Origin of the sequence: Nocardia sp. NPDC058499 (genome assembly GCF_042719915.1) — a bacterium.
GTDB lineage: Bacteria > Actinomycetota > Actinomycetes > Mycobacteriales > Mycobacteriaceae > Nocardia.
Window position 1 is genome coordinate 113,799 of record NZ_JBHXMZ010000007.1, and the last position, 24,977, is coordinate 138,775.

25 protein-coding genes and 1 tRNA gene are annotated in these 24,977 nt (G+C 68.2%); 12 read left to right on the forward strand and 14 right to left on the reverse strand.

Going from position 1 to position 24,977, the window contains the following annotated elements:
* The first annotated feature begins 389 nt into the window (after window positions 1-389).
* Window positions 390-1,508, forward strand: coding sequence for a dimethylsulfone monooxygenase SfnG (gene sfnG, locus ACFWPH_RS21860; RefSeq protein ID WP_378753779.1), 1,119 nt, complete (start codon window positions 390-392; stop codon window positions 1,506-1,508).
* The gene (locus tag ACFWPH_RS21865; RefSeq protein WP_378753781.1) at window positions 1,505-2,719 is read left to right on the forward strand and encodes an SfnB family sulfur acquisition oxidoreductase; all 1,215 of its coding nucleotides are present in this window, start codon (window positions 1,505-1,507) and stop codon (window positions 2,717-2,719) included. The genes sfnG and ACFWPH_RS21865 overlap by 4 nt, the downstream gene beginning before the upstream one ends.
* Window positions 2,720-2,842: 123 nt before the next feature.
* On the opposite strand, the gene ACFWPH_RS21870 is transcribed toward ACFWPH_RS21865, so the two are convergent.
* The 4 genes from ACFWPH_RS21870 to ACFWPH_RS21885 all read right to left on the reverse strand — a co-directional run bounded on the left by ACFWPH_RS21870 (window position 2,843) and on the right by ACFWPH_RS21885 (window position 5,942).
* Entirely contained in the window at window positions 2,843-3,616 is a 774-nt protein-coding gene (locus ACFWPH_RS21870) for a class I SAM-dependent methyltransferase (protein WP_378753783.1), read from the reverse strand.
* A 136-nt stretch (window positions 3,617-3,752) separates the two neighbouring features.
* Window positions 3,753-3,822, reverse strand: a tRNA-Trp gene (locus tag ACFWPH_RS21875).
* 116 nt (window positions 3,823-3,938) lie between these two features.
* Window positions 3,939-4,478, reverse strand: coding sequence for a hypothetical protein (locus tag ACFWPH_RS21880; protein ID WP_378753785.1), 540 nt, complete (start codon window positions 4,476-4,478; stop codon window positions 3,939-3,941).
* Between the two features lie 195 nt (window positions 4,479-4,673).
* Window positions 4,674-5,942 carry an ATP-binding protein gene (locus ACFWPH_RS21885; protein WP_378753787.1) on the reverse strand — a complete coding sequence of 423 codons (1,269 nt, stop codon included), beginning with the start codon at window positions 5,940-5,942 and terminating at the stop codon, window positions 4,674-4,676.
* Window positions 5,943-6,108: 166 nt separating this feature from the next.
* Between ACFWPH_RS21885 and ACFWPH_RS21890 the strand changes: the two genes are divergently transcribed.
* The 3 genes from ACFWPH_RS21890 to ACFWPH_RS21900 are packed head-to-tail and all read left to right on the forward strand — an operon-like array spanning window position 6,109 to window position 8,488.
* Complete coding sequence (locus tag ACFWPH_RS21890; protein WP_378753789.1) at window positions 6,109-6,438, forward strand: DUF6412 domain-containing protein; 330 nt, start codon at window positions 6,109-6,111, stop codon at window positions 6,436-6,438.
* 56 nt (window positions 6,439-6,494) lie between these two features.
* Window positions 6,495-7,130, forward strand: coding sequence for an ATP-binding cassette domain-containing protein (locus ACFWPH_RS21895; RefSeq protein ID WP_378753791.1), 636 nt, complete (start codon window positions 6,495-6,497; stop codon window positions 7,128-7,130).
* Window positions 7,121-8,488 (forward strand): DUF6297 family protein, encoded by a 1,368-nt coding sequence (locus tag ACFWPH_RS21900; protein WP_378753793.1) that lies wholly within the window; start codon window positions 7,121-7,123, stop codon window positions 8,486-8,488. Before ACFWPH_RS21895 ends, ACFWPH_RS21900 begins: the two co-directional genes overlap by 10 nt.
* A 23-nt stretch (window positions 8,489-8,511) precedes the next feature.
* Here the strand turns inward: ACFWPH_RS21900 and ACFWPH_RS21905 are convergent, their stop codons facing one another.
* On the reverse strand, window positions 8,512-9,015 hold the full coding sequence (locus ACFWPH_RS21905; RefSeq protein WP_378753795.1) for a hypothetical protein: 504 nt from the start codon (window positions 9,013-9,015) through the stop codon (window positions 8,512-8,514).
* A complete protein-coding gene (locus tag ACFWPH_RS21910) occupies window positions 9,012-9,665 on the reverse strand; it encodes a TetR/AcrR family transcriptional regulator (protein ID WP_378753797.1) in 654 nt (217 codons plus the stop codon). The genes ACFWPH_RS21905 and ACFWPH_RS21910 overlap by 4 nt, the downstream gene beginning before the upstream one ends.
* Before the next feature lie 147 nt (window positions 9,666-9,812).
* On the opposite strand from ACFWPH_RS21910, the gene ACFWPH_RS21915 reads away from it, so the two are divergent.
* Window positions 9,813-10,757, forward strand: a complete 945-nt coding sequence (locus tag ACFWPH_RS21915; protein WP_378753799.1) for an oxygenase MpaB family protein — start codon at window positions 9,813-9,815, stop codon at window positions 10,755-10,757.
* Between the two features lie 2 nt (window positions 10,758-10,759).
* Here the strand turns inward: ACFWPH_RS21915 and ACFWPH_RS21920 are convergent, their stop codons facing one another.
* From ACFWPH_RS21920 to pcaH, 6 genes are all read right to left on the reverse strand, one after another.
* Entirely contained in the window at window positions 10,760-11,971 is a 1,212-nt protein-coding gene (locus ACFWPH_RS21920; RefSeq protein ID WP_378753801.1) for an acetyl-CoA C-acetyltransferase, read from the reverse strand.
* Between the two features lie 19 nt (window positions 11,972-11,990).
* Window positions 11,991-12,770 (reverse strand): IclR family transcriptional regulator, encoded by a 780-nt coding sequence (locus ACFWPH_RS21925; RefSeq protein ID WP_378753803.1) that lies wholly within the window; start codon window positions 12,768-12,770, stop codon window positions 11,991-11,993.
* Complete coding sequence (gene pcaD / locus ACFWPH_RS21930) at window positions 12,767-13,987, reverse strand: 3-oxoadipate enol-lactonase (RefSeq protein ID WP_378753805.1); 1,221 nt, start codon at window positions 13,985-13,987, stop codon at window positions 12,767-12,769. The genes ACFWPH_RS21925 and pcaD overlap by 4 nt, the downstream gene beginning before the upstream one ends.
* A gap of 430 nt (window positions 13,988-14,417) precedes the next feature.
* A complete protein-coding gene (locus ACFWPH_RS21935) occupies window positions 14,418-15,746 on the reverse strand; it encodes a lyase family protein (protein ID WP_378753807.1) in 1,329 nt (442 codons plus the stop codon).
* Between the two features lie 8 nt (window positions 15,747-15,754).
* A complete protein-coding gene (gene pcaG, locus ACFWPH_RS21940) occupies window positions 15,755-16,381 on the reverse strand; it encodes a protocatechuate 3,4-dioxygenase subunit alpha (protein WP_378753809.1) in 627 nt (208 codons plus the stop codon).
* Entirely contained in the window at window positions 16,374-17,096 is a 723-nt protein-coding gene (gene pcaH, locus ACFWPH_RS21945; protein WP_378753811.1) for a protocatechuate 3,4-dioxygenase subunit beta, read from the reverse strand. The genes pcaG and pcaH overlap by 8 nt, the downstream gene beginning before the upstream one ends.
* 150 nt (window positions 17,097-17,246) lie before the next feature.
* On the opposite strand from pcaH, the gene ACFWPH_RS21950 reads away from it, so the two are divergent.
* Together ACFWPH_RS21950 and ACFWPH_RS21955 are read left to right on the forward strand one after the other, a co-directional pair.
* On the forward strand, window positions 17,247-17,993 hold the full coding sequence (locus tag ACFWPH_RS21950) for a CoA transferase subunit A (protein WP_378753813.1): 747 nt from the start codon (window positions 17,247-17,249) through the stop codon (window positions 17,991-17,993).
* On the forward strand, window positions 17,990-18,646 hold the full coding sequence (locus ACFWPH_RS21955; protein ID WP_378753815.1) for a CoA transferase subunit B: 657 nt from the start codon (window positions 17,990-17,992) through the stop codon (window positions 18,644-18,646). The genes ACFWPH_RS21950 and ACFWPH_RS21955 overlap by 4 nt, the downstream gene beginning before the upstream one ends.
* A gap of 10 nt (window positions 18,647-18,656) precedes the next feature.
* Here ACFWPH_RS21955 and ACFWPH_RS21960 read toward each other — a convergent pair whose 3' ends face one another.
* Window positions 18,657-19,562: a LysR family transcriptional regulator gene (locus ACFWPH_RS21960; RefSeq protein ID WP_378753817.1), complete on the reverse strand. Its 906-nt coding sequence runs from the start codon at window positions 19,560-19,562 to the stop codon at window positions 18,657-18,659.
* 62 nt (window positions 19,563-19,624) lie between these two features.
* On the opposite strand from ACFWPH_RS21960, the gene ACFWPH_RS21965 reads away from it, so the two are divergent.
* From ACFWPH_RS21965 to ACFWPH_RS21975, 3 genes are all read left to right on the forward strand, one after another.
* Entirely contained in the window at window positions 19,625-20,920 is a 1,296-nt protein-coding gene (locus ACFWPH_RS21965) for an MFS transporter (protein ID WP_378753819.1), read from the forward strand.
* A complete protein-coding gene (locus tag ACFWPH_RS21970; protein WP_378753821.1) occupies window positions 20,917-22,098 on the forward strand; it encodes a 4-hydroxybenzoate 3-monooxygenase in 1,182 nt (393 codons plus the stop codon). The genes ACFWPH_RS21965 and ACFWPH_RS21970 overlap by 4 nt, the downstream gene beginning before the upstream one ends.
* A gap of 109 nt (window positions 22,099-22,207) precedes the next feature.
* The gene (locus ACFWPH_RS21975) at window positions 22,208-23,674 is read left to right on the forward strand and encodes an aldehyde dehydrogenase family protein (RefSeq protein ID WP_378753823.1); all 1,467 of its coding nucleotides are present in this window, start codon (window positions 22,208-22,210) and stop codon (window positions 23,672-23,674) included.
* 10 nt (window positions 23,675-23,684) lie between these two features.
* Here the strand turns inward: ACFWPH_RS21975 and ACFWPH_RS21980 are convergent, their stop codons facing one another.
* Window positions 23,685-24,275 (reverse strand): type 1 glutamine amidotransferase domain-containing protein, encoded by a 591-nt coding sequence (locus ACFWPH_RS21980; protein WP_378753825.1) that lies wholly within the window; start codon window positions 24,273-24,275, stop codon window positions 23,685-23,687.
* Window positions 24,276-24,490: 215 nt separating this feature from the next.
* Between ACFWPH_RS21980 and ACFWPH_RS21985 the strand changes: the two genes are divergently transcribed.
* Window positions 24,491-24,970: a Dps family protein gene (locus tag ACFWPH_RS21985; protein ID WP_378753827.1), complete on the forward strand. Its 480-nt coding sequence runs from the start codon at window positions 24,491-24,493 to the stop codon at window positions 24,968-24,970.
* Window positions 24,971-24,977 lie beyond the last annotated feature (7 nt).

A 24,977-nucleotide genomic window follows, 5' to 3' on the forward strand; every position in this document is an offset into this window, starting at 1 on the left:
GGGCACGACTGTTGCGGGAAGGGATGAGCCGGCCGAGGTCGCGCGGGTACCAGAGGGCTAGGGCGGCGCGGGCCGCGCCGTGATGAGGCGTGCCTGTGCGGGTGGTGCCGGAGTTCTGCGGGCGGTGCCGCAGGGGAGCGACCGGCGGCAAACGCGATCCCGCGCGGGCATGACCCGGTCCGTACTCGATTCGAGTCGGCCCGGGGGGTTCGCAGTGGTGCGGTCCCCGGCGGACCGGGCTCGGCGTGTGCCCGTGGACCAGGGGCGGGAATTGATCCGGCAGATTCAAACCCTCGTACCCGCTGCACCACGCTGGTGCACTGGGGGCGCGCCGGGGCACTACATCCCCGGCGTCAGACCAGTGCCCACGGCCAGCAGCGGGAGCAGCGATGTCCACCGAGAAGACCACCGATGAGATCCGGTTCGCCTACTGGGTGCCCAATGTCAGTGGCGGATTGGTGACCAGTGAGATCGAACAGCGCACCGGCTGGGATTTCGAATACAACAAGAAACTCGCGCAGACCGCCGAACGCAACGGGTTCGACTACGCGCTCTCCCAGGTCCGCTACACCGCCTCCTACGGTGCCGAGTACCAGCACGAATCCACCTCGTTCAGCCTGGCGTTGCTGGGCGCCACCGAACGATTGAAGGTGATCGCGGCCGTGCATCCCGGGCTGTGGCATCCGGCGGTACTCGCCAAATTCGGCGCCACGGCCGACCACCTGTCGGGCGGCCGGTTCGCGATCAATGTGGTGTCGGGCTGGTTCGCGGGGGAGTTCACCGCTCTGGGGGAGCCGTGGCTCGAACACGACGAACGGTACCGGCGCAGTGCGGAATTCCTCGAGGTGATCCGCAAGATCTGGACCGAGGACGAGGTGAACTACGGTGGCGACTTCTACCGCATTCGCGATTTCACCTTGAAACCGAAACCGCTGAACACCCCCGAACGGCCGAATCCGGAACTGTTCCAGGGCGGTAACTCCGCCGCGGCGCGCCGCAACGGCGGTCGCTACGCCGACTGGTACTTCTCCAACGGAAAGGATTTCGACGGGGTCACCGAACAGCTCGACGATCTGCGCACCGTCGCCCGCGCCCACGACCGGGCGGTGAAGTTCGGGCTGAACGGTTTCATCATCGCCCGCGATACCGAGAAGGAGGCGCAGGACACCCTGCGCGAGATCATCGCGAAGGCGAACAAACCCGCGGTCGAAGGTTTCCGGGACGCCGTCCAGCAGGCGGGTGCGTCGACGCGGGACAAGAAGGGGATGTGGGCGGATTCGAGTTTCGAGGATCTGGTCCAGTACAACGACGGCTTCCGCACCCGGCTGATCGGTACACCGGAGCAGATCGCCGAACGGATCGTCGCCTACCGCGACCTGGGTGTCGATCTCATCCTCGGTGGGTTCCTGCACTTCCAGGAGGAAATCGAATACTTCGGGGCGAAGGTACTACCGCTCGTCCGGGAACTGGAGGCCGCGCGTCGCCCCGCCGCAGTGGCGAGCCGATGACCACCGTCGGGGCCGCGCGGATTGCCACAGCGGAACAGGGCCGTGCGGTCGCCGCGCAGTTGGCAGCCGAATTCGCGGCCGGTGCGGCGCAGCGTGACGCTACCCGCGAGCTGCCGTTCGCCGAGGTGGACAAGCTGGCCGCGAGCGGACTGCCGGCGGTGACGGTTCCGGCCGCGCTCGGTGGTGCGGACCTGCCGCCGAGCGAGGTCGCCGAACATATGCGATTGCTCGCGACGGCCGACCCGAATATCGCGCAGATCCCGCACAGCCATTTCGTCTACGTGAATCTGCTGAAACTGGCCGGGACCAGAGAACAGCAGCGCCGGTATCTGACGGCGGTCCTGAACGGCGCGCGCATCGCCAACGCACAGTCCGAGCGCGGCGGGGCCACAGTGGCGGATATCGCGACCACGGTCGCTCCGATCGAGGCCGGGCAGCGGTTCCGGATCGACGGGACCAAGTACTACTGCACGGGATCGCTGTTCGCCGATATCCTGGCCGTCCTCACCAGGCTCGACGATCCCGACGGCCGGACCGGTCTACCGCCCGGCCAGTACGTGGCGTTCCTGCCCGCCGATTCACCGGGCGTGCGGATCGTCGACGACTGGAACGGGTTGGGACAGCGCACCACCGGAAGCGGGACAGTGCTGTTCGAAGGTGTGGCGGTGGAACGCGATCAGCTCGTACCGCGCACTGCCGCCGTTGATGCCCCGACCGCCTACGGGGCCTCCGCGCAACTCCTGCACGCAGCAATCGACGCCGGCATCGCCCGGGGTGCGCTCACCGCCGCCACCGAATTCGTCCGGGTAAAGAGCCGGCCCTGGTTCGAAGCGCAGGTGGAACGGGCGATCGACGATCCACTGCTGATCCAGCGGTTCGGCGAACTCGCCGTCACCGTCACGGCCGCCGAATCCGTATTGCGCACCGCCGGGATCGCGGTCGACGAGGCGATCGGCGCACCGGACCGCGTGGCGGCCGCCTCGCTCGCCGTCGCCACCGCCAAGATTCTGGCCGACCGCGCCGCCAACGAGATATCTGCCGCCTTGTTCGAAGTCGGCGGAACACGCAGCGCGGCGGCAGATCTCAACCTGAGTCACTTCTGGCGCAACGCTCGCACGCATACTCTGCACGACCCGGTGCGCTGGAAATACCAGCACCTCGGCCGCACCCTGCTGCACGGAACACCCCCGCCCCTGCACGGCGTGCTCTGAACTGTTTGCCGCGTCCGCGGGGTCGCGCCGGATCCGGAGGCGTTCCGCGCACACCGAGCCGGCCCGATTTCGGCCCCGGACCACTCCTGGCCCGCCTTGGACCGGTGATGTGTTTCATATCGGTCATCCGGTGCACCGCGGAACGCCGTACGGCCGGCATTCGAGCAGGAGAAACAGCGGCCGGACGAAGTTCTCGTTCCACCAGGGATCGCTGTCGCGTTCTTCCCCGGTCGGATGTGGTTCTCGCAGGGCAGTCACCGCGAAGCCGGCCCCGGTGAGGAACTCGGAATACGCTTCCAGGGAGAAGAAATGCTGTACCGAGGGCACCGGGGAGAGCTCGCCCCGGACCTCGAATCGCTGCTCCACCGTCCGCGTGCCGAAGTAGGAGTCCAGGGAGAACCCGCCCGGCGCGGCACGCTCGGCCCGGGACACATAGAAGCAGGGATGCATACCCAGCAGAATCAACCGTCCCGACGGTTTCAGGACCCGGGCGAACTCGTGGAACCGCTGGCTCGGTTCGTCGATACCGTGCGGCAGCCGGTTCGCCACCACCAGATCCACGGACTCGTCGGCCAACGGGAGGTCGGCGACATCGGCGAGGTGGTAGATCGCCGCGGCCGGATCGTGGTCGGGATGCGCACGCGCCGCGGTCACGAACTCCGGGCAGTTGTCCACACCGTGCACCTGCCGGGCGCCTCGCCGCAGCAGTTCACGCGCGAAATAACCCTCACCGCAACCGGCGTCGAGAATCACTTGGCCGGAGCAGTCACCGATCAGGTCCAGTAATGCCGGATCGGTGAGCCGGGTCCGGAACGGGTCGCGGTTTTCGCGCACGATCCTGATCCAGAATTCGGCATTCGCCGAATAAGCGTTCGATATCCGTTCGTCGTCCGCCACGACCACCCCTTGTCCGGTCTGCTGTGGACTCTTATTCTCGCCGGAACATGCATATCGGGCGGTAGTACTCTAACTGCGCCACATCGCGTTGTTCCGGGACAGGCCCGGAATCTCATCGCCGAGTTCGGCGATATCGCATATCCGGCAGGAGTCGGACCCGCCGGCGCCGGTTTTGGAGACCGGGCCGCTGCCACCGGCTCGGATATTCGCGGAGTTCTCGTCTCCGTGATGCTTCTATCGTCGCAGGCGGGTCAATCGAATTTCCGGAGAACATGCAAGGGAAAGCACCGGCGTGCGAAGGTGATTCGCGATCAGGTGCCGGTTACTGCGCGGGTGCCGCGGAACCGGCCCGCAGATCGGTAACGACCACGGGGACGATATCGATCAGTTCCGGCCGGAACTCGCCGCTGATCGGGCTCACATTGCAAACGGTGGCCACCAGGTAGACCCCGCGCGGGATATCGGTGAACGACCCGGTGACCTGTCCCGCGGCGGCGAACTGGACGCGCGGCCCGGCAGTGACGGCGCCGTCGGCGATCAGTCGCTGCAACAGGGCGAAGGCATCGGGTTCGCGGCCACTGAGGGTGTCGACGGCGGCGGGGGCGAGGATTGGCGCGGCGACGGCGGTGTTCACCAGGACGGTCGTGCATTCTCCGGGGATCACGGGGAAGGTGTCGCGCCGGTTGGGGACGTTGGCCACGGTGTAGTCGATGGTGGTCCCCGAGACCGTCGCGGAGAGCGCGATCGCCGGCGGGGCGTCCTGGGCGGCGGCCGTGGCCGGGAAGATCGCGGTGAGAACAGCCAGCACGAAGGCGGCGACGGCGGCGCCGATGCCGATACGGAAGAAGCTGGACCGCACCATGGATCTCTCCTCTTCGGTCAGGTGCGCCAAAACTAGCAGAAAAAGGCTGGTCAACGTGGTATTCGAGTCGGCCTGGCGCCAACTTCACGGCATGGCGGCCGTCGATTGCGGTATCGGCGCTGTCCCCACCGGCTGTGCGCGCTGCGTGTGCTGGGCCGGTTATGAGCGATGCCGCAGTTTTTACTGGGGCTGTTCTCAGGGCCCGAGGAGTGCCAGCGGAACGGCGGCGACGCCGTCCTGCCGGCGATAGGCGCGGTCGCCCGCATATATTACGAGCGCATCGATGAGATCGCTTCCGAGTTTGTCTCCGAGCCAGGCGAGATGCTTTGTATCGGCATCGACGACGCGATCCGCAAGCTTGACTTCGATTGCGAGCACCCGGCCGTCTCGGTGCTGGACGATCAAGTCGATTTCATGGTCGCCGTTGCGTGTCCGCAGATGCCCGACCTGGGCTTCTGCGGCCTCGGCGTAGGTATGGACGCTCAGCGCGACCAGGTGCTCGAACAGGGCGCCAAGGACGGTCCCCTCGACGAGTCGGCGTTGCCCCTGCTGTCCCCGGAGGAGCGCGGAGGCATCCAATCCGAGAAGACGCGCTGCGAGTGCCGGATCCGCGAGCTGATGTTTCGGGGAACGTCCCAATCGCTCCATATGATTTCGGCTGGGAATCCAGGCCGGGATCGCGTCGAGCAGCCACAGCGACGACAATGCGTCCCTGTAGGCGAGGGTGGTTTCTTGTGCGGGCTTGTTCGGGAGGCCGGGAGTTGCTGCGTCGAGGATCTTCGAATAAGCGGTCGTCGTGGAGGTGGCGGCCGCGTAGGCGCCGAGCCATGCACGGAGGACCTCTGGTTTACGGACGGGATAGCCCTGTTCGGGGAATTCACGCTGCACGACGTTCGTGAGGTAGGCGTCCAGTTCGACTCGGCGTACTCGCGGCGGGAGTGCGCGGATCGCGGGGAAGCCCGAGGCGGTGATTTCCTCCACGTAGTCGGCGAGCCGTATCTGGGTGGTTCCGCTGATACCTGCCTCGCCTTCGAGGAGCGCAGCGAGGCTCACTGTGGGTGCGTCGACCTCTCGTTCTGCCAGACTCAGCGGCCGCATCCGCATCGGGACGATGCGGCCGGCGCCCGAGTGGATCACAGCTCCCCTGGGTGCTGAACTCCCGGCGATGATGAAATGCCCCGGAGGGGATCCTGCATCTACGGCATGTCTTATGTGGTCCCAAACTTCAGGGAGTCGCTGCCATTCGTCGATCAGCACAGGCCCGTGGACGTCCGTCAGAATCGACGGATCGGCGGTGACGAGCTCGCGTTGGCGGGCGAGGCTGAGGTCGATGACAGACTGTGCACGTTGGGTGGCGGTCGCGGTCTTGCCGACGCCTTTGGGGCCGAAGATTGCCAGGGCACGCAGGTGCGGTTGTAGTTCGTCCAGACTACTGTCCAGGATCCTGGGGAGGTATTCGGTCACGGCGCTAGTCTACTGATCGCATTGCATCTAGTCTCCCAATAGCAGAGAATTTAGTCTCCTGTTAGCAGAAGTTCTACTCTCCTGTTAGCAGGGCTTCTGGTCTGGTGAACGCCGCTGCTTCCGGATGCTGCGCTGGGCCGACCGCCGGATCGATTAGTCTGGTGGTATGTTCAGCGGCCGCTACCTCGTCAATTCTGTGGTGGCGTTTCTGCTGGTCTGGGGCGCTGTGTTCGGGTCGGTGCTCACTCAGCCCGACACCCGCAGCCTGTTGCTGGCCGGTTTGGTCGTTGTCGTCACCGTCGCCGTGGCCTACCTCGTGGTGTGCCGGGCGGAGGACCTGCTGTTCGGGCAGTGCCGGACCGTGCGCGGGCCCACCGCCGAGGAGCAGCGGCTGCGTGGCGCGTTCCGCCGGCACAGCCATCCCGATGCGGCCGGTCGGCCGCGGCCCAGAGCTCCCGGTCCCCGCGCGGGGACCGTGCTGCCTGCCACGTTCTGAGCGGTCCCCGCTTCCTCGCCTGGTCATTTCTCACGAGGAAAAACGGGAGTACCCCTGTGTCCGAACCCATTCTGCAGGTCCGGGCGGCCGAACGCCGCTTCGGTGACCTGACCGTCTTCCGCGATGTCGGCTTCGCCGTCGCCGCAGGCAGTTGCTGTGCGATCGTCGGCGCCAACGGTGCCGGTAAATCGACCCTGTTGCGCTGCGTCCTCGGCCGGGACCGGCTCGATGCCGGACGGATCACCGTCGACGGCCGCGACGTCGACGAAGCACATCCGCATTTCCGGAGCACCGTGGCCGCGGTGAGCGGAGAAGACGCCACCTTCGCTCACCTCACGGTTCACGAACATCTGCAACTCGTCGCGATCGCGCACGGCACCGCCGACCCCCAACGGCAGGCGAGCCGGGCGCTGGTCGATGTGGGTTTGTCCGACGCCGCCGACCAGTTGCCCGTCACCCTGTCCAGCGGTCAGCGCCGGCGGCTGGCGCTGGCTTCGGCGTTCGTGCGGCCGCGGCGGTTGCTGGTGCTCGACGAGCCCGAACAGCATTTGGACCGTGCGGGTCGTGCCTGGCTGGCCCGCGCCCTCACCGCGGAGAAGGAGGCGGATACCGCGATCCTGCTGGTCTCGCACGACCCGGATCTGGTGGCAGCGGTCGCCGACGATGTCGTGGACGGTGACCTGTGGCGCTGACAGAAACCGTGCCCGCCGTCCCGGCCGCGCACGAAATACGTGCGCTGCGGCGCGGATTCACACGTACTCACACTGTGCGGGAGAACCGGGCGGGCGCCGTGGTGCTGGTGATACTGGGTGCCTATGTCGTCGGTGGGGTCATCTGGTGGGCCGCGACCCGGCCCGCCACCGTGGTGGGTTCGGTCCTGTTCACGGCGGGGCCGGGGTGGGCCGTGACCGGCGCGTGGGCGTTGTTCGCGCTGGCGGTCAGCGGTGGTCTGCTGCTCGCGCAGGCGTTCGGACCGGTCGGTGCGAACGCTCCAGACGCCCTGTGGTTGCTGTCCACGCCGGTGGATCGAGGCGCGCTCTTGCGAGTCCGGGTGAGTGCGGCACTCGCGGCCGGTGCGGCCGCCGGAACTGTCGCCGGGCGTCTCACGGCGTATATCGCGGGGGCGAGTCTGTGGGGGCCGCTTACGGTACTGGGCTCGCTGGTGGGCGTGATCGTCGTCGCCATTGCCGTACTCGTCCAGTCTCGCAGGCTCCCCGGTCCGGTGTTACCGCTGCTTCGATGGGGCTTCGCCGTTACCGGCCTCGCGCTGACCGTGGCGGCGACGGCTCAGTGGACGGCCCCGGTGCTCGCCGCGTGGCCGCTGGTGTTCGTCGCGGCGGTACCGGCAGCGGCCGGCGCGCTATGGGCGGTCGCGAGTTGCCGGTATCTCAGCCGCGCGGATCTGGCTTCCGGAAGTGATCTCACCGCCGGTGCCCAGGCCTCGCTGACCAGCTTGGATCCTTCGGTGCTGGCCGGGATTCTGGAGGAACGGGCGTGGCGGCGGGTGGGCCGGTCGGTCTCCCGGCGGCTGCCCTCCGGTCGTGCCGTGGCGCTGCTCCGCACGGATCTGCTGCGGCACCGTCGCCGGCCCTCTGTGTACGCGATCACGGCGGCGGTGGTGGCTGCCGTATGGTTCGCGACCGCCGCCGGCACCCCACTGTTCGTCGCGTTCACCGGACTCGGCGGCTCGTTCTGGATCGCGATGCTGTTCAGCGCGGGCCTGCGCGATATCTGCGGCGACCCGGCACTGCGTGTGCTCCTGGGCGCCGGCGACCGGACGCTCCGATGGCCGATGCTCATCGTCCCTGCTGTGGCGCTCGGCCTCACCGCCGCCCTTACCGTCCTCGCCACCGGGCCGGCCGCGGCAGCGATCAGCACTGCTGCGGCGGCCCTGGCGGCATACCGGATCCGGACCCGTTCGGCACTGTCGTACGAGGGCCTGCTGCTGATCACGACTACCGGACCGCTGCCGGTCGACCTGATCCGCCAGTTGCTCCGCGGACTTCCGATTCTCGCGGTCGCCGGAGTGCTATTGCTGCAGGTGATGTGAACAGGCCGGACGTCCGATGCGCTTCAGGGCAGGCGTATGTTCCGGAACCAGTCGGTGAATACGGTGAAATCATCCGGTCGCAGCCCGATATGGGCGTCCACTCGGTGCAGCAGTGCGCGGCCGGGGTGATTCGCCGTCACCCATTCCCGGTCGCCGGCGCCGATCTCGTCGTCGACCCAGATGAAAGGCCGGCCGGAGGCGTATGCCACCAGTGCACGGGTTTTCCAGTGCAGACCGAACCATTCATCGATGGGATCGCCGGATTCGTCCGGGGTGTCCACTACCGCCAGCGGCGGCAGGCGGAGTGCCGGGCCTATCGAGCGGTTCGCCTCATGCAACCAGGTCGTGGCCCACACCAGGTCGCAGGGGAGTACCGCCAGCAGCGGGCCGAGTCCGGGATCGAGCCGTGCCAGAAGAGGGTTCGTTCCGGAAGGCGAGTGGTGCGGATACTTGCCGGCCGGTCCGCCGAACGGGATCAGTGGCCCGTCGATGTCGAGGAACAGTATGGGGCGGTCGGTAGCGCTCATCCGTTTGCGCCGGCCGGCCCGGCGAGGAGCCGCACCACCGATTCCACGAAACCTTCGATACGTTCGCGCGGATAGGTTTCGGGTTGGCTCACGGCCAGCCGGCCGAGCATTTCGGCGACGGTGAGCAGGGAGTTGGTGACAAGCGCGGAATCCATATCCGCCCAGCGCGGGTCGATTGCCAAACCCATGCGCACCAGGGCTTCGGCCTGATCGAGTATCCCGGCGCGGGAGCTGCGTACCGCCTCGCGGTATTCGTCGGGAGCGTTGTCCGGGCCGGCGAGCAGGAGCCGCCAGCGGGTCGGGTTCTGCAGGGCCACACCGACGAATGCTTCGACTGTCGCGGACGCGGCTCCCACCGGATCCGCGCCCAGCAGGTCGGTGGGCAGCATATCGGCGACTTGTTCCAGCCCGCGTTCGCGTTCGCGTTCGAGCAGGGCGGCCACCAGTTCGGCGCGGGTGCGGAAAACGGTGTAGAGCACGGGTTTGCCTACGCCGGCTTCCTGCGCCACCGCCTCCATGTTCAGATCGTGGAGTTCTCTGCGCTGGAGTACCGCGAAGGCGGCGTCGAGTAGCTGGGCCCGCCGCTGCTCGGGCGGTAACCGTGGTGCATAGCGCCTGCGCGGGCGGTCCGCCGTGCCGGATCTGCTCACTGCCGCTTCCTTCCCACCCGGCCATTGTTCCATCCCGAGCTCGGCCCACCGGCCGCAGCCATAAAAGCTACGTAACCGTTGTATTCACTTCGGCTAATTGCTACGGTGGCGTTGTATTGATGATTCGGGATCGCAGAGGAGCGACCGATGACCTTTGATCCGACCACCCTCCGCCGCGTGGACAACGGTTTCTTCGGGCCGGATTCACCCTCCTGGAAAGTCTGGACCGCACCTACCGCGGTCATCGGATTCCAGCGAGCCGTCGCCCTGGAGCATTTCGACCCGTTCCTCACCGCGGCGGTTGCCGATACCGGCAAGATCTACTCCGATCCACGCAGCCGCCTCGACCACACCTTCGTCTACTTCCTGCTCGTCGCGGTCGGGGATACCCGCACCGCGATCGCCGCGTCCGAGCGCCTGATGACCCTGCACACCATGGCGACCGGTATCGAGCCGATCAGTGGCCGGCGCTACAGCGCCAATAGCCCGGAAACCCAGCTCTGGATCCACCTCACCGGCTGGCATTCGGTGCTGAAGGCCTACGAAATGTTCGGTCCCGGACTCGATCCCGGCGAAGAGGACCGGTACTGGGAAGAATGCGCGATCGCCGCCGAACTGCAGACCTGCAAACCCGGCGAGGTACCGCGTACCCGCGACGGTGTCCGCGAGTATTTCGCCGATGTGCGCCCTCGCCTGTGCACATCGGAACGTGCCCAGCAGGGGATTCGGCAGATGCTTTTCACCTCGCCGCGCAACGGCGCCGGCTGGACCTACGCGCTGGGTGCGCGCCTGCTGTCGCTGGCCTCCATCGCCACCCTGCCGAAATGGATGCGGGTGCTCGGTGATTTCGATCGTCCGGGAATCGTCGACCTGGCTGTCCGCCCGGCCGCCCGGATCCTGGTCTGGCTGGCGGCCCTCTTCGATGAACGTGGATTATTGCTGGCCGCGCCCTATATCGCTCCGCAGGCCGGCGAGGTGCTGCGAAAGCATCTGACAGCCGGGCCTCCGGACAGTCCGGCCACCCCCACACCGAGCGAGGCCCGTGCCCGCTATGGGACCCGCAATCGCGCCGCGGACACGGTCGCCGGCTGACCTCAGGACAGGCGTTCGAAGACCGCTGCCAGGCCCTGTCCGCCGCCGATGCACATGGTTTCCAGGGCGTAGCGGCCCTCGCGGCGGTCGAGTTCGCGCAGGAGGGTGGCGAGGATGCGGGCGCCGGTGGCGCCGACGGGGTGGCCGAGGGAGATACCGGAACCGTTGGGGTTGAGGCGGGCGTCGTCGGGTTCGAGTTTCCAGGTGCGCAGAACGGCGAGGGCCTGGGCGGCGAACGCTTCGTTCAGTTCGATGACCGACATATCGTCGAGCGTCAAATCCAGACGGCCGAGGGCTTTTTCGGTGGCGGGGACGGGGCCGATGCCCATGGTGCGGGGCGGGACCCCGGCAACCGCCCAGGAGGCGAGGCGAGCCAGGGGGCGCAGGCCGAGGGCGCGCGCCTTCTCGGGAGTGGTGACGACGCAGAGGGCGGCGCCGTCGTTCTGGCCGCTGGCGTTACCGGCGGTGACGGTGGCGTCGGGGTCGACCTTGCCGCGGATCGGGCGCAGTTTCGCGAGGGCTTCGACGGTGGTGCCGGCGCGGGGATGCTCGTCGGTGTCGACGAGTACGGGGTCCGATTTACGTTGCGGCACCGGGACTCCGACGATTTCCTCGGCGAAGCGGCCGGACTGCTGGGCAGCGACCGCGCGCTGATGTGACTGCACCGCGAGCGCATCTTGGTCGGCGCGGCTGATCGAGAATTCGGCGCGCAGGTTCTCGGCGGTTTCGATCATGCCGCCGGGGACCGGGAAATTCTTACCGCCGGCGGTCACGCGGGCGCGGGCGAGCCGGTCGTCGAGGGAGACGCCCTCGCCCTTCACGCCCCAGCGCATACCGGTGGCGTAGAACTCGGCCTGACTCATGGATTCGGTGCCGCCGGCCAGGATCAGATCGCTACCGCCGGTGCTGACCTGCATGCACGCCTGGAGCACGGCCTGTAGTCCGGAACCACAGCGACGGTCCACCTGCAACCCGGGAACGTCCACGCCGAGACCGGCGTCGAGGGCGGCGACCCGGCCGATCGCCGGAGCCTCACCGTTGGGGGAGGCCTGGCCCAGGATGACATCGTCGATCTGGTCGGCGGGCAGGCCCGTGCGTGCGATCAGTTCGGTGATCAAGGTCGCGGCCAGGGTTTCCGGCGCGATGTCCTTGAACACTCCGCCGAAACGGCCGACCGGGGTGCGCAGGGGTTCGCAGATGACAGCGTCGATCATGGGATTCCTTCGTGAACTTTCAGGCGTGGTTCTGGACGCGGGCGAGGTCGGCGCTGATGGCCGCGGCCGTGGTCAGTAGCGGCGGCAGCAGGTCGGTGCGCACGCTGTCGGTGGTGTAGCGGGCGGCGTGGGTGGAGATGTTCACGGCGGCGCAGACCGTACCGGTGTGGTCGCGGATCGGGGCGGCCATCGACCGCAGGCCCTGTTCGAGTTCCTGGTCGACCAGGCAGTAACCGGCCTCCCGGGTTGCGCGTACTTGCTCGCGGAGCTGGTCGGCACTGAGGACGGTGCGGTCGGTGAGCGGGGTGAAGGTGACCTTCGCCAGGTATTCCTCGAAGGCCTGCTCCGGCAGGCCTGCCAGCAGGACCCGGCCCATCGAGGTGCTGAACGCGGGGAACCGGGTGCCGATGGTGATCGACACGGTCATGATCCGGCTCACCGGTACGCGGGCGACGTAGACGATGTCCTCGCCGTCGAGGATGGACACCGAGGTGGATTCGTGCACCTGATTCGCCAGCGATTCCAGATGCGGGCCCGCGACCTCGGGCAGGCTCAGGCTGGACAGGTAGCTGTAGCCGAGTTCCAGCACCCGGGGAGTCAACCAGAACACGGAGCCGTCGGTGCGCACATAGCCGAGTTCCACCAGGGTCAGCAGGAACCGGCGGGCCGTCGCGCGGGTGAGGTCGGTGGCCTTGGCGACCTCGCTGAGCGTGCGCCGGGGATGGCCGGCGTCGAATGCGCGGATAACGGCCAGGCCGCGGCCCAGCGATTGCACGTAATCCGGGGAGGGTTCGGTCATGGTCGATCTGTTTCCTCTGCGCTGGAGGACTCGATCGGATCGGGCCCGATGCCCTCGGCGAGCGCCGCCTTACCGAGTCCGAAGGCGAGGTTACTGTTCGGCACCCCGGCGTAGACCGCGGTGTGCAGGAAGACCTCGCCGAGTTGGTCCGGGCCGACCCCGGCCCGCAGCGCGGCCCGGATATGCATATCCAGTTCGTGGGTGTTCCCGACGGCGGTGAGGATCGCGAGGGTGAGCAGGCGCCGGGTGTGGTGGTCCAGGCCGGGCCGGCTCCAGATATCGCCCCAGGCGGTGCGGGTGATGAAATCCTGGAACGGCGCGGTGAATTCGGTGGTGCCGGCGACGGTGCGGTCGACGTGGGCGTCGCCCAATACTGCGCGGCGCACTCCCATCCCCTGGTCGAAGGCGTGGTTGCGTTCGTGGTGGCCGCCGATGTGCGCGGTGATGAGGGAGGTCACCGGTCCGGCCTGTTCGACACTGGCCAGATGCGCGGCCGGCTCCAGGACGTGCAGGGTGGAGTCCGCGATCCCGTCGGCGAGGATGCGCATATCGTCGGGTGTGGTGGCCGGGTCCTGGGCGCCGGCGATCACGAGAGTGGGGGCGGTGATCCGGGCGAGGTCGGCGCGGCTGTCGAAATGGGCGAGTGCGACACAGCAGGCGGCGTAGCCCTCGTCGGTGGTCGTTTCGACCATGGCGCGGCTACGGGCGATCAGTTCGGGGTCGCGGTCGGCCAGGCCGGCGGTGAACCACCGGCCGACCACGGCTTCGGCGAGGGATGCCGTGCCGTCGGCACGCACCGCGGCGGCCCGGTCGAGCCAGCCCTGTGCAGCGCTGAACTTCGCGGCGGTGCACAGCAGCGTCAGTGTCCGCACCCGGGCCGGGTGGCGCGCCGCGATCCACTGGGCGACCGCGCCGCCGAGCGAGAGCCCGACCAGATGGACACGATCGCGGCCACGGCGGTCCAGCAGCGCGAGGACATCGGCGGCCAGGCCCGCGATGGTGTAATCACCGGTCCCGGTAGGGGATTCGCCGTGACCGCGCAGGTCGACGGCAAGAACCTCGTGGTCGGCGGAGAGTGCGGCCACCTGTGGATCCCACATCGACCGATTCGAGCCGAGCGAGCCGAGGAGTACGACTGTCGACGCCGCGGTCGCGGGTCCGGCGGCTCGGTAGGAGAGATCGACGGCCGAGATCGAATCCGCTGCGCTGGTGCCCATGTCACTTGCTCCGTTCGGGTTGTGAAGAGTGTGCCGCGTCATGTGTTCTCGAATCGGCCGTAGGCCGGAGCCCGGACTCCGCAAAAGTGACAACCGGTGTCCCGGCCGCATTGCCGGTTCGCCGGTCGTAGCCGGGGACGTGGAGCCGGTGTGCCGGCCGGCCCGGCTTCCCGATCGTGGAACGGGCTCAGCGGGTGCGCCGATGCCCCTGGTTCCGCTGATCGTTGGTATGGGGCAGTACTGCGGGGCGCAGTTCGGCCTCGGCCGGTGCGTTGCCGGTGCTCGACGCCGCAGGTACGAACTGGTCCGGATAGCCTGCCGGGTTCCGGGCACGGACTGTCGTGTACCGCCGGGGCCGCCGCTGCTGTGCGGTGGATCGACCGGCGGCGCGGGTTCCGCGGCCGAGTCCTGTGTTCGGCGAGCACCGGATTCACCGGGATTCCGTGCGGGTGCCGTCGCGTTCGGTCAGCACCCGCGTGACCAGATCGGCCGCGTGCCCCAGGTATCCGGCCGGATCCAGCAGTTCACGAACCCGTTGCGCCCCGAGGTATTCGATGATCGATGGATCGGTGTCCAGGGCGGGCGGGTTCGCGGTGGCGGCGGTGGTGACGATATCGCGGGCGCGGTCGGTGTGTTCGGATAGCGCCGCGGTGACCCGTTCGGCGAGCAGCAGTCCGCCGGTGACCGCGAGATTGCGGGCCATCGCCTCCGGGTGGATCCGCAGGCCGGTGAGGCTCTGTGTCAGCCGGTGCGCGGCGCCGCCGGTCAGGCGTAGTAGATCGGTGACGGTTTCCCATTCGGCATGCCAGGCGCCGGCGGCGCGCTGGAACTCGTGGTCCATCGACCCGAGCGAGTCGGCGACCAGGCCGGGGACCCGGCGGGCGGCCGCCCGGGCGGTGATGGCGGCGACCGGGTTGCGTTTATGTGGCATCGCGGAGGAGCCGCCGGGGGAGTCCTCGCTGACTTCACCGATCTCGGTGGCGGACAGCGCCACGATATCCGTGGCGATTTTGGCGATCGCGCCCGCGGCAACGCCCAGTGCGGTCGTGAGTTCGGCGATCGGGGTGCGGTCGGTGTGCCATGGGGTGCCCTGGGGGGCCAATCCGAGTTCCGCGGCCAGTGCGTCGGCCACGGCGGGGCCGTGTGGGTACAGGGCGGCGAGTGTGCCTGCGGCGCCGCCGAATTGGACCGGCAGGTCGGCGAGTGCGGCGGTAACCGATCCGGCCGCCCGGTCCAGGGACGCGCACCAGCCGGCCGCCAGCGCACCGAAGGTGGTGGGTAGGGCCTGCTGGCCGAGGGTGCGGGCGGCCATGGGGGTGTCGCGGTGGGTGCGGGCCAGTCCGGCGGCGGCGTCGGCGGCGGCGCGGAGATCGTCGACGACCATCGCCCCGGCGCGCTGGGCGAGCAGCAGTAGTGCGTTGTCGAGAATGTCCTGGCTTGTCGCGCCCTTGTGGACGGCGGACCCGGGGACCCCGGCCGGCGCGCAGGCTTCGCGCAGCTTGCGCACCAGCGGGATCACCGGGTTACCGCCGGCCACCGCGGCCGCCCCGAGTTCCGCCGGGTCGAGTGTGGCGGCCAGCTGCGGCCCGGCGGCGGCAATGGCTTCGGCGTACCCCTCATCGAGTACGCCGGCCACCGCCTGGGCGCGGGCGAGTGCGCATTCCACCTCTATCAGGGCGGCGATCCAGGCGCGGTCGGACAGGGCCGCACCGAGTTCGGCGGCTCCGAACAGTGGGTCGAACAGCTCTCCACGCGGCACACGTACTCCTACAGGTAGAAGAACGGCGTCTCGGCACCGTCCGGGTCGGCGTCCTGCAGCACGATATCGAGGTGGTAGCCCTCGGGGGTCGCGGCGGCAATCAGCTTGTGCCGCTGCTTTTCCGGGAGCGCGGCCAGTACCGGGTCGGTTTCGTTGGCGGCCTGCTCGTCGGGGAAGTAGAGGCGGGTGATCGACCGGTCGAGCATGCCCCGGGCGAACACCGAGACGTTCAGATGTGGTGCCTGATCGGATTCGTCGCCGACCGCGACCGGGCCGGGTTTGACGGTGGTGAACCGGGCGGTGCCGGTGGCGTCGACGGGGCATCGCCCGAAGCCGCGGAAGGCCGGATCGGTCTGCGGGCGCGGATCGTCGGGATGCTCGAAAACGCCGTCGCGGTTGGCCTGCCAGATCTCGACGAGGCCGTCGGGGACGGGATTGCGTCCCCCGTCGACCACTGTCACTGTGACGGTTATAGATCCGTCGGTGCCTGGTGCGACCACATCGGGTCCATCGGGCCACGGGAGTCCGATATGGAGGTAGGGGCCCACGGTCTGCGACGGCGTCGGCCCGAATTCGACTGTGGTGAAATCCCCGGGGATCACGGGGTAGCGGGGCGCGAATTCGGTATCACTCATCGTGATCGTCCTCCTCTTCGAAGGGGGTCGCGTCGCGACCGCGCAACACGATGTCGAACCGGAAACCCAGGGCCCAGTTGTCTTTGGTGGCGCTGTAGTCGAACACGCTGACCATGCGCTGGCGGGCGCCGTCGGGAACCGAGTTGTAGATCGGGTCCTGGAAGAACATCGGGTCGTCCGGAAAGTACATCTGGGTGACCAGACGCTGGGTGAAGGCGCGCCCGAACAGGGAGAAATGGATATGCGCGGGCCGCCACGCGTTGTGGTGGTTGCCCCAGGGGTAGGCGCCCGGCTTGATCGTGGTGAACGAGTAGTGGCCGTCGCTGTCGGTGAGGACGCGGCCGACACCGTCGAAATGCGGGTCCAGCGGTGCGGGCCACTGATCGCCCTGGTGGCGGTAGCGGCCGCCGGCGTTGGCCTGCCAGATTTCGACGAGGGTGTGGGGGACCGGTTTGCGGTCGCTGTCGAGGACGCGGCCGTGGACGACGATCCGCTGCCCCTGCGCTTCACCGCCGCGGGCCAGGGTGAGATCGGCGTCGGCCTCGGTGACGCGGCCTTCGCCGAGTGCCGGGCCGGTGAGTTCGCCGAGTCGCTGCGGGAGCAGGATCAGCGGTTGTTTGGGGTGGCGGAGGGTGGTGGAGCGGTATTCGGCGAAGTCGAGCGGAGCTTCCTCGTTCTTGTCGATACCGCGGTACCGCGGTGGCAGTTGGAGCATGCGCGCGACCTCGCGTTCGGGATGTGGACACTGCTACGGGATGCGAACAGCATAGGACTCGGCGGCGGCCGGGGCAATCACTGTCCGATGCGTTCACTATACGCACATGAGTTCACAATACGTACAAATGCGGCTACTGTGGAGCGGGTGATGGACAAAGTCTTTGCCTCAGCCGCCGAAGCGGTCGCCGATATCCCCGACGGTTCATCACTGGCCGTCGGCGGATTCGGGCTGGTCGGCATCCCCGAAGCGCTGATCAACGCGCTGCTCGAACAGGGCGCCACGGAACTGGAGGTCGTCAGCAACAACTGCGGAACCAACGGTTTCGGCCTCGGCGTTCTCCTGGCGGCCCACCGCATCCGCCGCACGATCAGCTCCTACGTCGGCGCCAACGAGGAGTTCGCGCGCCAATACCTGTCCGGTGAGCTCGAGGTGGAGCTGACCCCGCAGGGCACCCTCGCCGAGCGGATGCGCGCCGGTGGTGCGGGCATCCCGGCGTTCTTCACGCCCGCGGGCGTGGGCACGCAGGTCGCCGAGGGGGGCCTGCCGTTGCGCTACGACGGGGCGGGCGGGGTCGCGGTGGCCAGTCCGCCGAAGGAAACCCGGGAATTCGACGGGGTCACCTATGTCATGGAACGCGGCATCGTCACCGATTACGCCCTGGTCCACGCCTGGAAAGGCGACCGGCACGGCAACCTCGTGTACCGCGCCGGCGCCCGCAACTTCAACCCGCCCGCCGCCGCGGCGGGCCGGATCACCATCGCCCAGGTCGAACACCTGGTGGAACCCGGCGAACTCGACCCCGACCAGGTGCACACCCCTGGTATCCAGGTCCAGCGGGTCGTACCGGTCGGCAAGGTCGAAGTAGGAATCGAGAACAGGACGGTGCGCGCATGAAACTGACCCGCGAACAGATGGCGGCCCGCGTCGCCGCCGAACTCACCGACGGCCAGTACGTCAACCTCGGTATCGGCATGCCGACCCTGGTGCCCAACTATCTGCCCGACGACATCACCGTCGTCCTGCATTCGGAGAACGGTGTCCTCGGGGTCGGGCCGTACCCGACCGAAGAGGAACTCGATCCCGAACTGATCAATGCGGGCAAAGAAACGATCACCGTGCTGCCCGGCGCTTCGTTCTTCGATTCGGCCGCCTCGTTCGGCATGATCCGCGGCGGGCAGGTCGATGTGGCGGTCCTCGGCGCGATGCAGGTCAGTGCCCGCGGCGATCTCGCCAACTGGATGATTCCCGGCAAGATGGTCAAGGGAATGGGTGGGGCCATGGACCTGGTGCACGGCGCGCGCCGGGTGATCGTGATGATGGAACACGTCTCGCGTTCGGGCGAGCCGAAGATCGTCGGCGAATGCAGCCTGCCCCTCACCGGACTGGGGTGCGTGAACCGGATCATCACCGATATCGCGGTCCTCGACGTCACCGAGAACGGGCTGGTGCTGGTGGAAACCGCGCCGGGCGTCACCGTCGCCGAGGTGCGGGCGGCCACCGGTGCGGATATCGAAGTCGCCGCGGAACTGTCGGCGCGGGTGGGCTGACAGCGCGGGCTCATAGCGCCGGCATACGGGTCATCGCCGTCTGGATGACCTCCAGGAACCACTGTTGCGGCCCCCCGCGACCCGGCGCGTGGCGCGTATAGGCGGCCACCGCGACCGGTTCGATCGGCCACGGCAGGGCGAAGATCCGCACCGCATGCGTGCGGGCCAGCGCCCGGGCGACCCGTTCCGGGACGATCGCGACCAGTTCGCTGTCCTGCACCACGTAGGGGAGAGTCGCGAAACGGGTCACCCGCACCGCGATTCGGTTCTCCAGCCGGTGTTCGACCAGTGCCTTTCGCGGGCCCGTATGCCCGGTCGCGCCGTCGACCACGACATGGCGTTCCCGCTCGAGCTCGGTCTGGCCGGGGTTTGCGGATTTCAGCCGGGGGTGGTCGGCGGCGACCATCCCGGCGTAGCCCTCGGTGAACAGAACGGTCCGGCGCAACCGCGGCGAATCCAGGACCGGGCTGGCCACGATGGCATCCATTTCACCGCGGGTCAGCCGGTCGGTGGCCGTTTCCAGGTCGAACGCCGTCACCCGCAGCCGGGCCTGCGGGGCCTGTGCCGCGAGTTCGGCCAGGACGAGCGGCAGTACGGTCACCTCGCCCAGGTCGGAGAGGCCGAGGGTGAATTGGGTCGGCCGATCAGGGTCGAATTCCGAAGTGGTGCCGAGTGTTTCGGTGACATCGGCGAGCGCCCGGCGAAGTGGCGGGTACAGCCGCTCGGCTTCCGAGGTGGGGGCCAGGCCGCCGGGGCCGCGGACGAAGAGTTCGTCGTCGAGGCGGCGGCGTAGTTTGCCGAGGCCGTAGCTGACGGTGGGCTGGGTGACGCCGAGCAGATCGGCGGCGGCGGTCACGCTGCGGGTCTCGTACAGCAGGACGAAGGTACGCGCCAGGTTCAGGTCGAAATCGGACATAGATCTCCTCTATTCGAGAACAGAAAAACATCTATTGGATTTCTGGAGAACGCCAGCCTAGCGTGAGTGCCATCACAGCCCGGGTCGACGCCGACCCGAAGATCAGAAATGAATTCCCACTCATGAACAAACTACTGTCGTGGCCGGCCGCGCTCTGCTGGCTCACCGTCCTGCTCGACGGGTACGACCTGGTCGTCCTCGGCGCGGTCATCCCGACCCTCATCGACGAGAACCACCTCGGTTTCACCGCCGCGAGCGCCACCTTCGCCGCGACCATCTCCCTGGTCGGCGTGGCCATCGGCGCGGCCGGGGTCGGACCGCTGGCCGACCGCTACGGCCGCCGCAGTGTCCTGCTGGGCTCGATCCTGCTGTTCTCGGTATTCACGATCGCCGTGCCGTGGGCGGGTTCGGTCGGGGTATTCGGCGCGTTCCGGCTGCTGGCCGGGCTCGGGCTCGGCGCGTGTATGCCCACCGCCCTCACCTTCATGGCCGAACATATGCCGCCGTCGCGCCGCGCGTTCGCCAGCACTTTCACCATGACCGGCTACCACTTCGGTGCGGTGCTGGCGTCGGTGGCCGCGCTCTGGCTCATCCCCAGCTGGGAGATCCTGTTCTACGCCGGCGGTGTGGCCGGACTGCTGCTGTTGCCGCTGATGTGGTTCAAACTGCCCGAATCCGATGCGTACCTGGCGGCGCAGGGCAAGACCGAACGCGTCAAGCCCACCGTTGTGCTGCAGCCGAAATACCTGCGCACCACGCTCGGCGTATGGGTCGGGTCGTTCATGGGGCTGCTGCTGGTCTACGGCCTGAACACCTGGCTGCCGAAGCTCATGCGCGACGCGGGATACAACATGTCGACCTCGCTGACGCTGCTGCTGGTCCTGAATATCGGTGCGATCATCGGCCTCGTCGTCGCGGGCGTGCTCGCCGACCGCCGCGGAACCAAACCGACCATCCTGGTCTGGTTCGGTGCCGCCGCCGTCCTGCTCGCGGCGCTCAGCATCAAGGTGCCGAGCACCGTGCTGCTCAATGCGCTGGTTCTGGTCACCGGCATCTTCGTGTTCTCGGCCCAGGTACTCGTCTACGCCTACGTCACCCAGGCCTACCCCGCCGAGGTACGCGCCACCGCGCTCGGACTCGCGGCCGCCGTGGGCCGGCTCGGCGCCATCTTCGGGCCGAGTATCACCGGAGCGCTCATCGTCGCCGGTTCCGCGCATCCGTGGGGTTTCTACTTCTTCGCGCTGGTCGCCGGGCTCGGGCTGCTCGCACTGGCCACGGTGCCCGGACTGGCCGCCCGACACGCGAACCCACCCGCCACACCGTCCGGACCCGAGCAGTCGAAGGAGTATGCCGTATGAAATCCACCCGCACCCAGGTAGCGATAGTCGGCGCGGGTCCGGCCGGTCTGCTGCTGTCGCATCTGCTGCACCGCTCCGGAATCGACTCGGTGGTCGTCGATATCCGCGGCCGCGAAGAGATCGCCACCACGATCCGCGCGGGCATCCTCGAAGCGGGTTCGGTGCGCACCCTGGTGGACACCGGCGTCTCCGACCGCGTGACCACCGAGGGCGACCGGCACGACGGCGTGGTGTTGCGGTTCCGCGGCGAAAACCACCGCATCGACTTCCAGGAACTGGTCGGCGAATCGGTTTGGCTGTATCCGCAGAACGATGTATTCGTCGATCTGGCCGCCCGGCGGGCAGCCGATCAGGGTGATGTGCGCTACGGCGTGGCCGATACCGCGGTCGATATCTCGGGGGAGCGGCCCACCGTCTCCTTCACCGACGCGGACGGACAGCCGTGCCGCGTGGAGGCGGAGCTGGTGGTCGGCGCCGACGGGTCGCGCTCGGTCTGCCGGAAAACCTTCCCGGAAGGCACCCGCCGCGAATGGTTCCGCGAATACCCCTTCGCCTGGTTCGGTTTCCTCACCGAGGCGCCGCCCTCGCATCCGGAACTGATCTACGCCCACTCCGACCACGGATTCGCGCTGGTCAGCCAGCGCACACCCACCGTGCAGCGGATGTATTTCCAGTGCTCACCCGACGAACGGCCCGAGGAATGGGACGACGACCGGGTCTGGGCGGAAATGCGCCGGCGGGTGAACGGGAACGGGTTCGAAATCCAGGAAGGCCCGATCAGCGCCAAGATGGTGCTGCCGTTCCGGTCCTTCGTCACCGCCCCGATGCGGCACGGCCGGCTGCTGCTGGCCGGCGATGCCGCCCACACCGTGCCGCCGACCGGTGCGAAAGGGCTGAACCTGGCTCTCGCGGATGTGAAAGTCCTGCACGAATCGATCACCGATTACCTCGCCGGTGCCGGGGACCGGGTGCTGGACAGCTACACCGAGCGGGCTCTGGACCGGGTCTGGAAGGCCCAGCATTTCTCGTACTGGATGACCACTATGCTGCATTCCGTCGACGGCGCCTCCGATTTCGATATCGAGCGGCAGCGCGGGGAACTGAGCCTGGTCACCGGGTCCAGGCACGGTGCGGCCTACCTCGCCGAGGCCTACACCGGATGGCAGCCTGCCCGCTAATTCAAAAGCATTGCCCAAGAGTGCATTCTGCCCGCCCGGACCGTCCGAGGTGGCGGCGCAGCGATACTGAGCACGCGGATATCCCACGCACACCACTCCAGGAGCCACCATGACGACCACCGCCGACCCCGCCACCACCGCATGGCACGGTGCGCTGTTCGACGGCGCCTTCCGCCCCGCCGCCCGGACTCTGCCGGTGACCTCGCCCGCCACCGGAGCGACCATCGATACGGTCGGCGAGGCCGGTACCGACGATCTCGAGCGCGCCGTACGTTCGGCGGTGGCCGCGCAGCGGGAATGGGCCGCGCTCACCTACGACAAACGAGTCGCCGTACTGCTGCGGGCGGCGCAGCTGCTGGCCGACAACCCGGACCGGCTGGGTTCCTGGCTGGTCGCCGAGGCCGGGTCGGGCCAGGGCAAGGCGGCGTTCGAGGTGGGCCTGGTGACCAGTGAGCTGCAGGAGTCGGCCGCCCTCGCATCGCACCCGTACGGGGAGATGCTGCGTTCCGGTAAGCCCCGGCTCTCGGTGGCCCGGCGGGTTCCGGTGGGGGTGGTGGGTGTGATCTCACCGTTCAACTTCCCGGGCATCCTCTCGATGCGGTCGGTGGCGCCGGCGCTCGCCCTGGGCAACGCGGTGATCCTCAAACCCGACCCCCGCACCTCGATCTCGGGTGGCCTGGCCCTGGCCGAACTCTTCCGGGAGGCCGGTCTGCCCGCCGGAGTCCTGCACGTGCTGCCGGGCGGCGGCGAGCTCGGGGCGGCGCTGGTGGAACACCCGCAGGTGCCGTGCCTGTCGTTCACCGGCTCGACCGCGGCAGGCCGCCGGATCGCCGCATCGGCGGGGCCGCTGCTGAAGAAACTGCACCTGGAACTGGGCGGCAACAACGCCCTGCTGGTGCTGCCGGACGCCGATATCGAGGCGGCCGCTTCGGCGGGGGCATGGGGTTCGTTCCTGCACCAGGGCCAGATCTGCATGACCACCGGCCGGCACCTGGTGCACAGCTCGATCGCGGAGGAATACACCGCGGCGCTCGTCGCCACGGCGAACCGCATCCCCGTCGGCGACCCGGCCGATTCGGGCAATGCGCTGGGCCCGATCATCGACGCCGGCCAGCGCGACCGAGTCCACGCCCTGGTCACCGCCGCCGCCGAGGCGGGCGCAACCATCGCGGCGGGCGGCGAATACACCGACCTGTACTACCGGCCGACCGTGCTCACCGGCCTCACCGCCGACAACCCGGCCTGGACCGAGGAGATCTTCGGACCGGTCGCCCCGGTCCTGACCTACGACACGATCGAGGAGGCGATCGAGATCATCAACGCCTCCGAATACGGGCTCTCGGTCGGCATCCTCACCGCCGACGCATACCGGGCCTACGAACTCGCCGACCGGATCGAGTCCGGCGCCGTCCACATCAACGATCAGACCGTCGACGACGAAGCCCCGATCCCGTTCGGCGGGGTGAAGGCCTCCGGTGTCGGTGGCCGGTTCGGCGGGCGGACCGCGAACCTGGACACCTTCACCGAAACACAGTGGGTCACGATGCAATCCGATATCGCGCGCTACCCGTTCTGATCGGCCGCGGTCAACGGCCCGCGGTCGCGCCCTCCGGATGTACCGGATGCTTGCCTTCGGCGAATTCCTCGACGATCTTCGCGCAGAAGGCAGGCAGATCGCCCGGGTTGCGGCTGGACACCAGGCCGTGGTCGGTGACCACTTCCTCATCCACCACATTCCCGCCCGCATTGCGGATATCGGTCCGCACGCTGGGGTAGGACGTAAGGGTGCGGCCGCGCACCACATCGGCCTCCACCAGGGTCCACGGTCCGTGACAGATCACCCCGACCGGTTTACCGGTGGCGAAGAAATCGCGCACGAAGCGGACGGCGTCCGGGTCCTGGCGGAGTTTGTCGGGGTTGGTGGTGCCGCCGGGAAGGAGCAGGGCGTCGAATTCGTCCGGGCTGCATTCGCCGACCACCCGGTCCACCCGGAAGGTATCGCCCTTCTCCACATCGTGGTTCATGGCCTGGATCTCGCCCGGTTTCAGCGACAGCAGGGCGGTACTGGCCCCGGCATCCTCCACGGCCGACCGCGGTTGAACGAGTTCGACCTGCTCCACCCCGTCCGCCGCGAGCACCGCGACCCGTTGTCCGGTCAAATTGTGCTGCTGGCCCATGCCTGCTCCTTTCCGAGTGCCTGGTTGCGATCCGCCCGCGACCTACCCGGGCCGATGCCGGCGAAACGTGGGTGGCCTGACCGTCGGCCCCCGTTCCACGGAGCGGACGGGATCGTGGCCGCGATTACACCGATACCGGTGATTGAGCGCCGCGCGACCGGGTAGTCGCCCCCTGTCCGGCGCATCGAGCGCAACGAGAGAAAGGGCATCCGAGGATGAACGTCCCGATCAAGAGCACACTCGACCCGGAACAGCAGCGCATCACCGGCGACGCGCTGCGCGCCAGCGTCGTCGACCTGATCGATCTGTCTCTGATCGCCAAACAGGCACACTGGAATGTGCTCGGCACCCACTTCCGCTCCGTGCACCTGGCCCTAGACGAGCTGGTGAGCGCGGCGCGCGAGTTCACCGATTCCGCCGCCGAACGGGCCACCGCCATCGGTGTGAGCCCCGACGGACGCGCGGCCACCGTGGCCAAGGAAGCGGCCGGGCTGGAATTCCCCGACGGCTGGCAGCAGGACACCGCGGTCATCAACGCGATAGTCGACAACCTCAGCACCGTGATCCGCCGTTTCCGGGAGCGTATCGACGCCACCGAAAAGGCCGACCCGGTGACACAGGATCTGTTCATCGAGATCGCGGCCCGGCTGGAGCAGCTGCACTGGATGTGGCAGGCGCAGCTCTCGACTGCCTGACCCCGTA

Excerpts from the sequence above, each read along its gene's own strand:
- sfnG (WP_378753779.1), top strand. The coding sequence starts at position 390 with ATGTCCACCGAGAAGACCACCGATGAGATCCGGTTCGCCTACTGGGTG.
- ACFWPH_RS21865 (WP_378753781.1), top strand. The coding sequence starts at position 1,505 with ATGACCACCGTCGGGGCCGCGCGGATTGCCACAGCGGAACAGGGCCGT.
- ACFWPH_RS21880 (WP_378753785.1), bottom strand. The coding sequence starts at position 4,478 with ATGGTGCGGTCCAGCTTCTTCCGTATCGGCATCGGCGCCGCCGTCGCC.
- ACFWPH_RS21890 (WP_378753789.1), top strand. The coding sequence starts at position 6,109 with ATGTTCAGCGGCCGCTACCTCGTCAATTCTGTGGTGGCGTTTCTGCTG.
- ACFWPH_RS21905 (WP_378753795.1), bottom strand. The coding sequence starts at position 9,015 with ATGAGCGCTACCGACCGCCCCATACTGTTCCTCGACATCGACGGGCCA.
- ACFWPH_RS21915 (WP_378753799.1), top strand. The coding sequence starts at position 9,813 with ATGACCTTTGATCCGACCACCCTCCGCCGCGTGGACAACGGTTTCTTC.
- ACFWPH_RS21920 (WP_378753801.1), bottom strand. The coding sequence starts at position 11,971 with ATGATCGACGCTGTCATCTGCGAACCCCTGCGCACCCCGGTCGGCCGT.
- ACFWPH_RS21925 (WP_378753803.1), bottom strand. The coding sequence starts at position 12,770 with ATGACCGAACCCTCCCCGGATTACGTGCAATCGCTGGGCCGCGGCCTG.
- pcaD (WP_378753805.1), bottom strand. The coding sequence starts at position 13,987 with ATGGGCACCAGCGCAGCGGATTCGATCTCGGCCGTCGATCTCTCCTAC.
- pcaG (WP_378753809.1), bottom strand. The coding sequence starts at position 16,381 with ATGAGTGATACCGAATTCGCGCCCCGCTACCCCGTGATCCCCGGGGAT.
- pcaH (WP_378753811.1), bottom strand. The coding sequence starts at position 17,096 with ATGCTCCAACTGCCACCGCGGTACCGCGGTATCGACAAGAACGAGGAA.
- ACFWPH_RS21950 (WP_378753813.1), top strand. The coding sequence starts at position 17,247 with ATGGACAAAGTCTTTGCCTCAGCCGCCGAAGCGGTCGCCGATATCCCC.
- ACFWPH_RS21955 (WP_378753815.1), top strand. The coding sequence starts at position 17,990 with ATGAAACTGACCCGCGAACAGATGGCGGCCCGCGTCGCCGCCGAACTC.
- ACFWPH_RS21960 (WP_378753817.1), bottom strand. The coding sequence starts at position 19,562 with ATGTCCGATTTCGACCTGAACCTGGCGCGTACCTTCGTCCTGCTGTAC.
- ACFWPH_RS21970 (WP_378753821.1), top strand. The coding sequence starts at position 20,917 with ATGAAATCCACCCGCACCCAGGTAGCGATAGTCGGCGCGGGTCCGGCC.
- ACFWPH_RS21975 (WP_378753823.1), top strand. The coding sequence starts at position 22,208 with ATGACGACCACCGCCGACCCCGCCACCACCGCATGGCACGGTGCGCTG.
- ACFWPH_RS21980 (WP_378753825.1), bottom strand. The coding sequence starts at position 24,275 with ATGGGCCAGCAGCACAATTTGACCGGACAACGGGTCGCGGTGCTCGCG.
- ACFWPH_RS21985 (WP_378753827.1), top strand. The coding sequence starts at position 24,491 with ATGAACGTCCCGATCAAGAGCACACTCGACCCGGAACAGCAGCGCATC.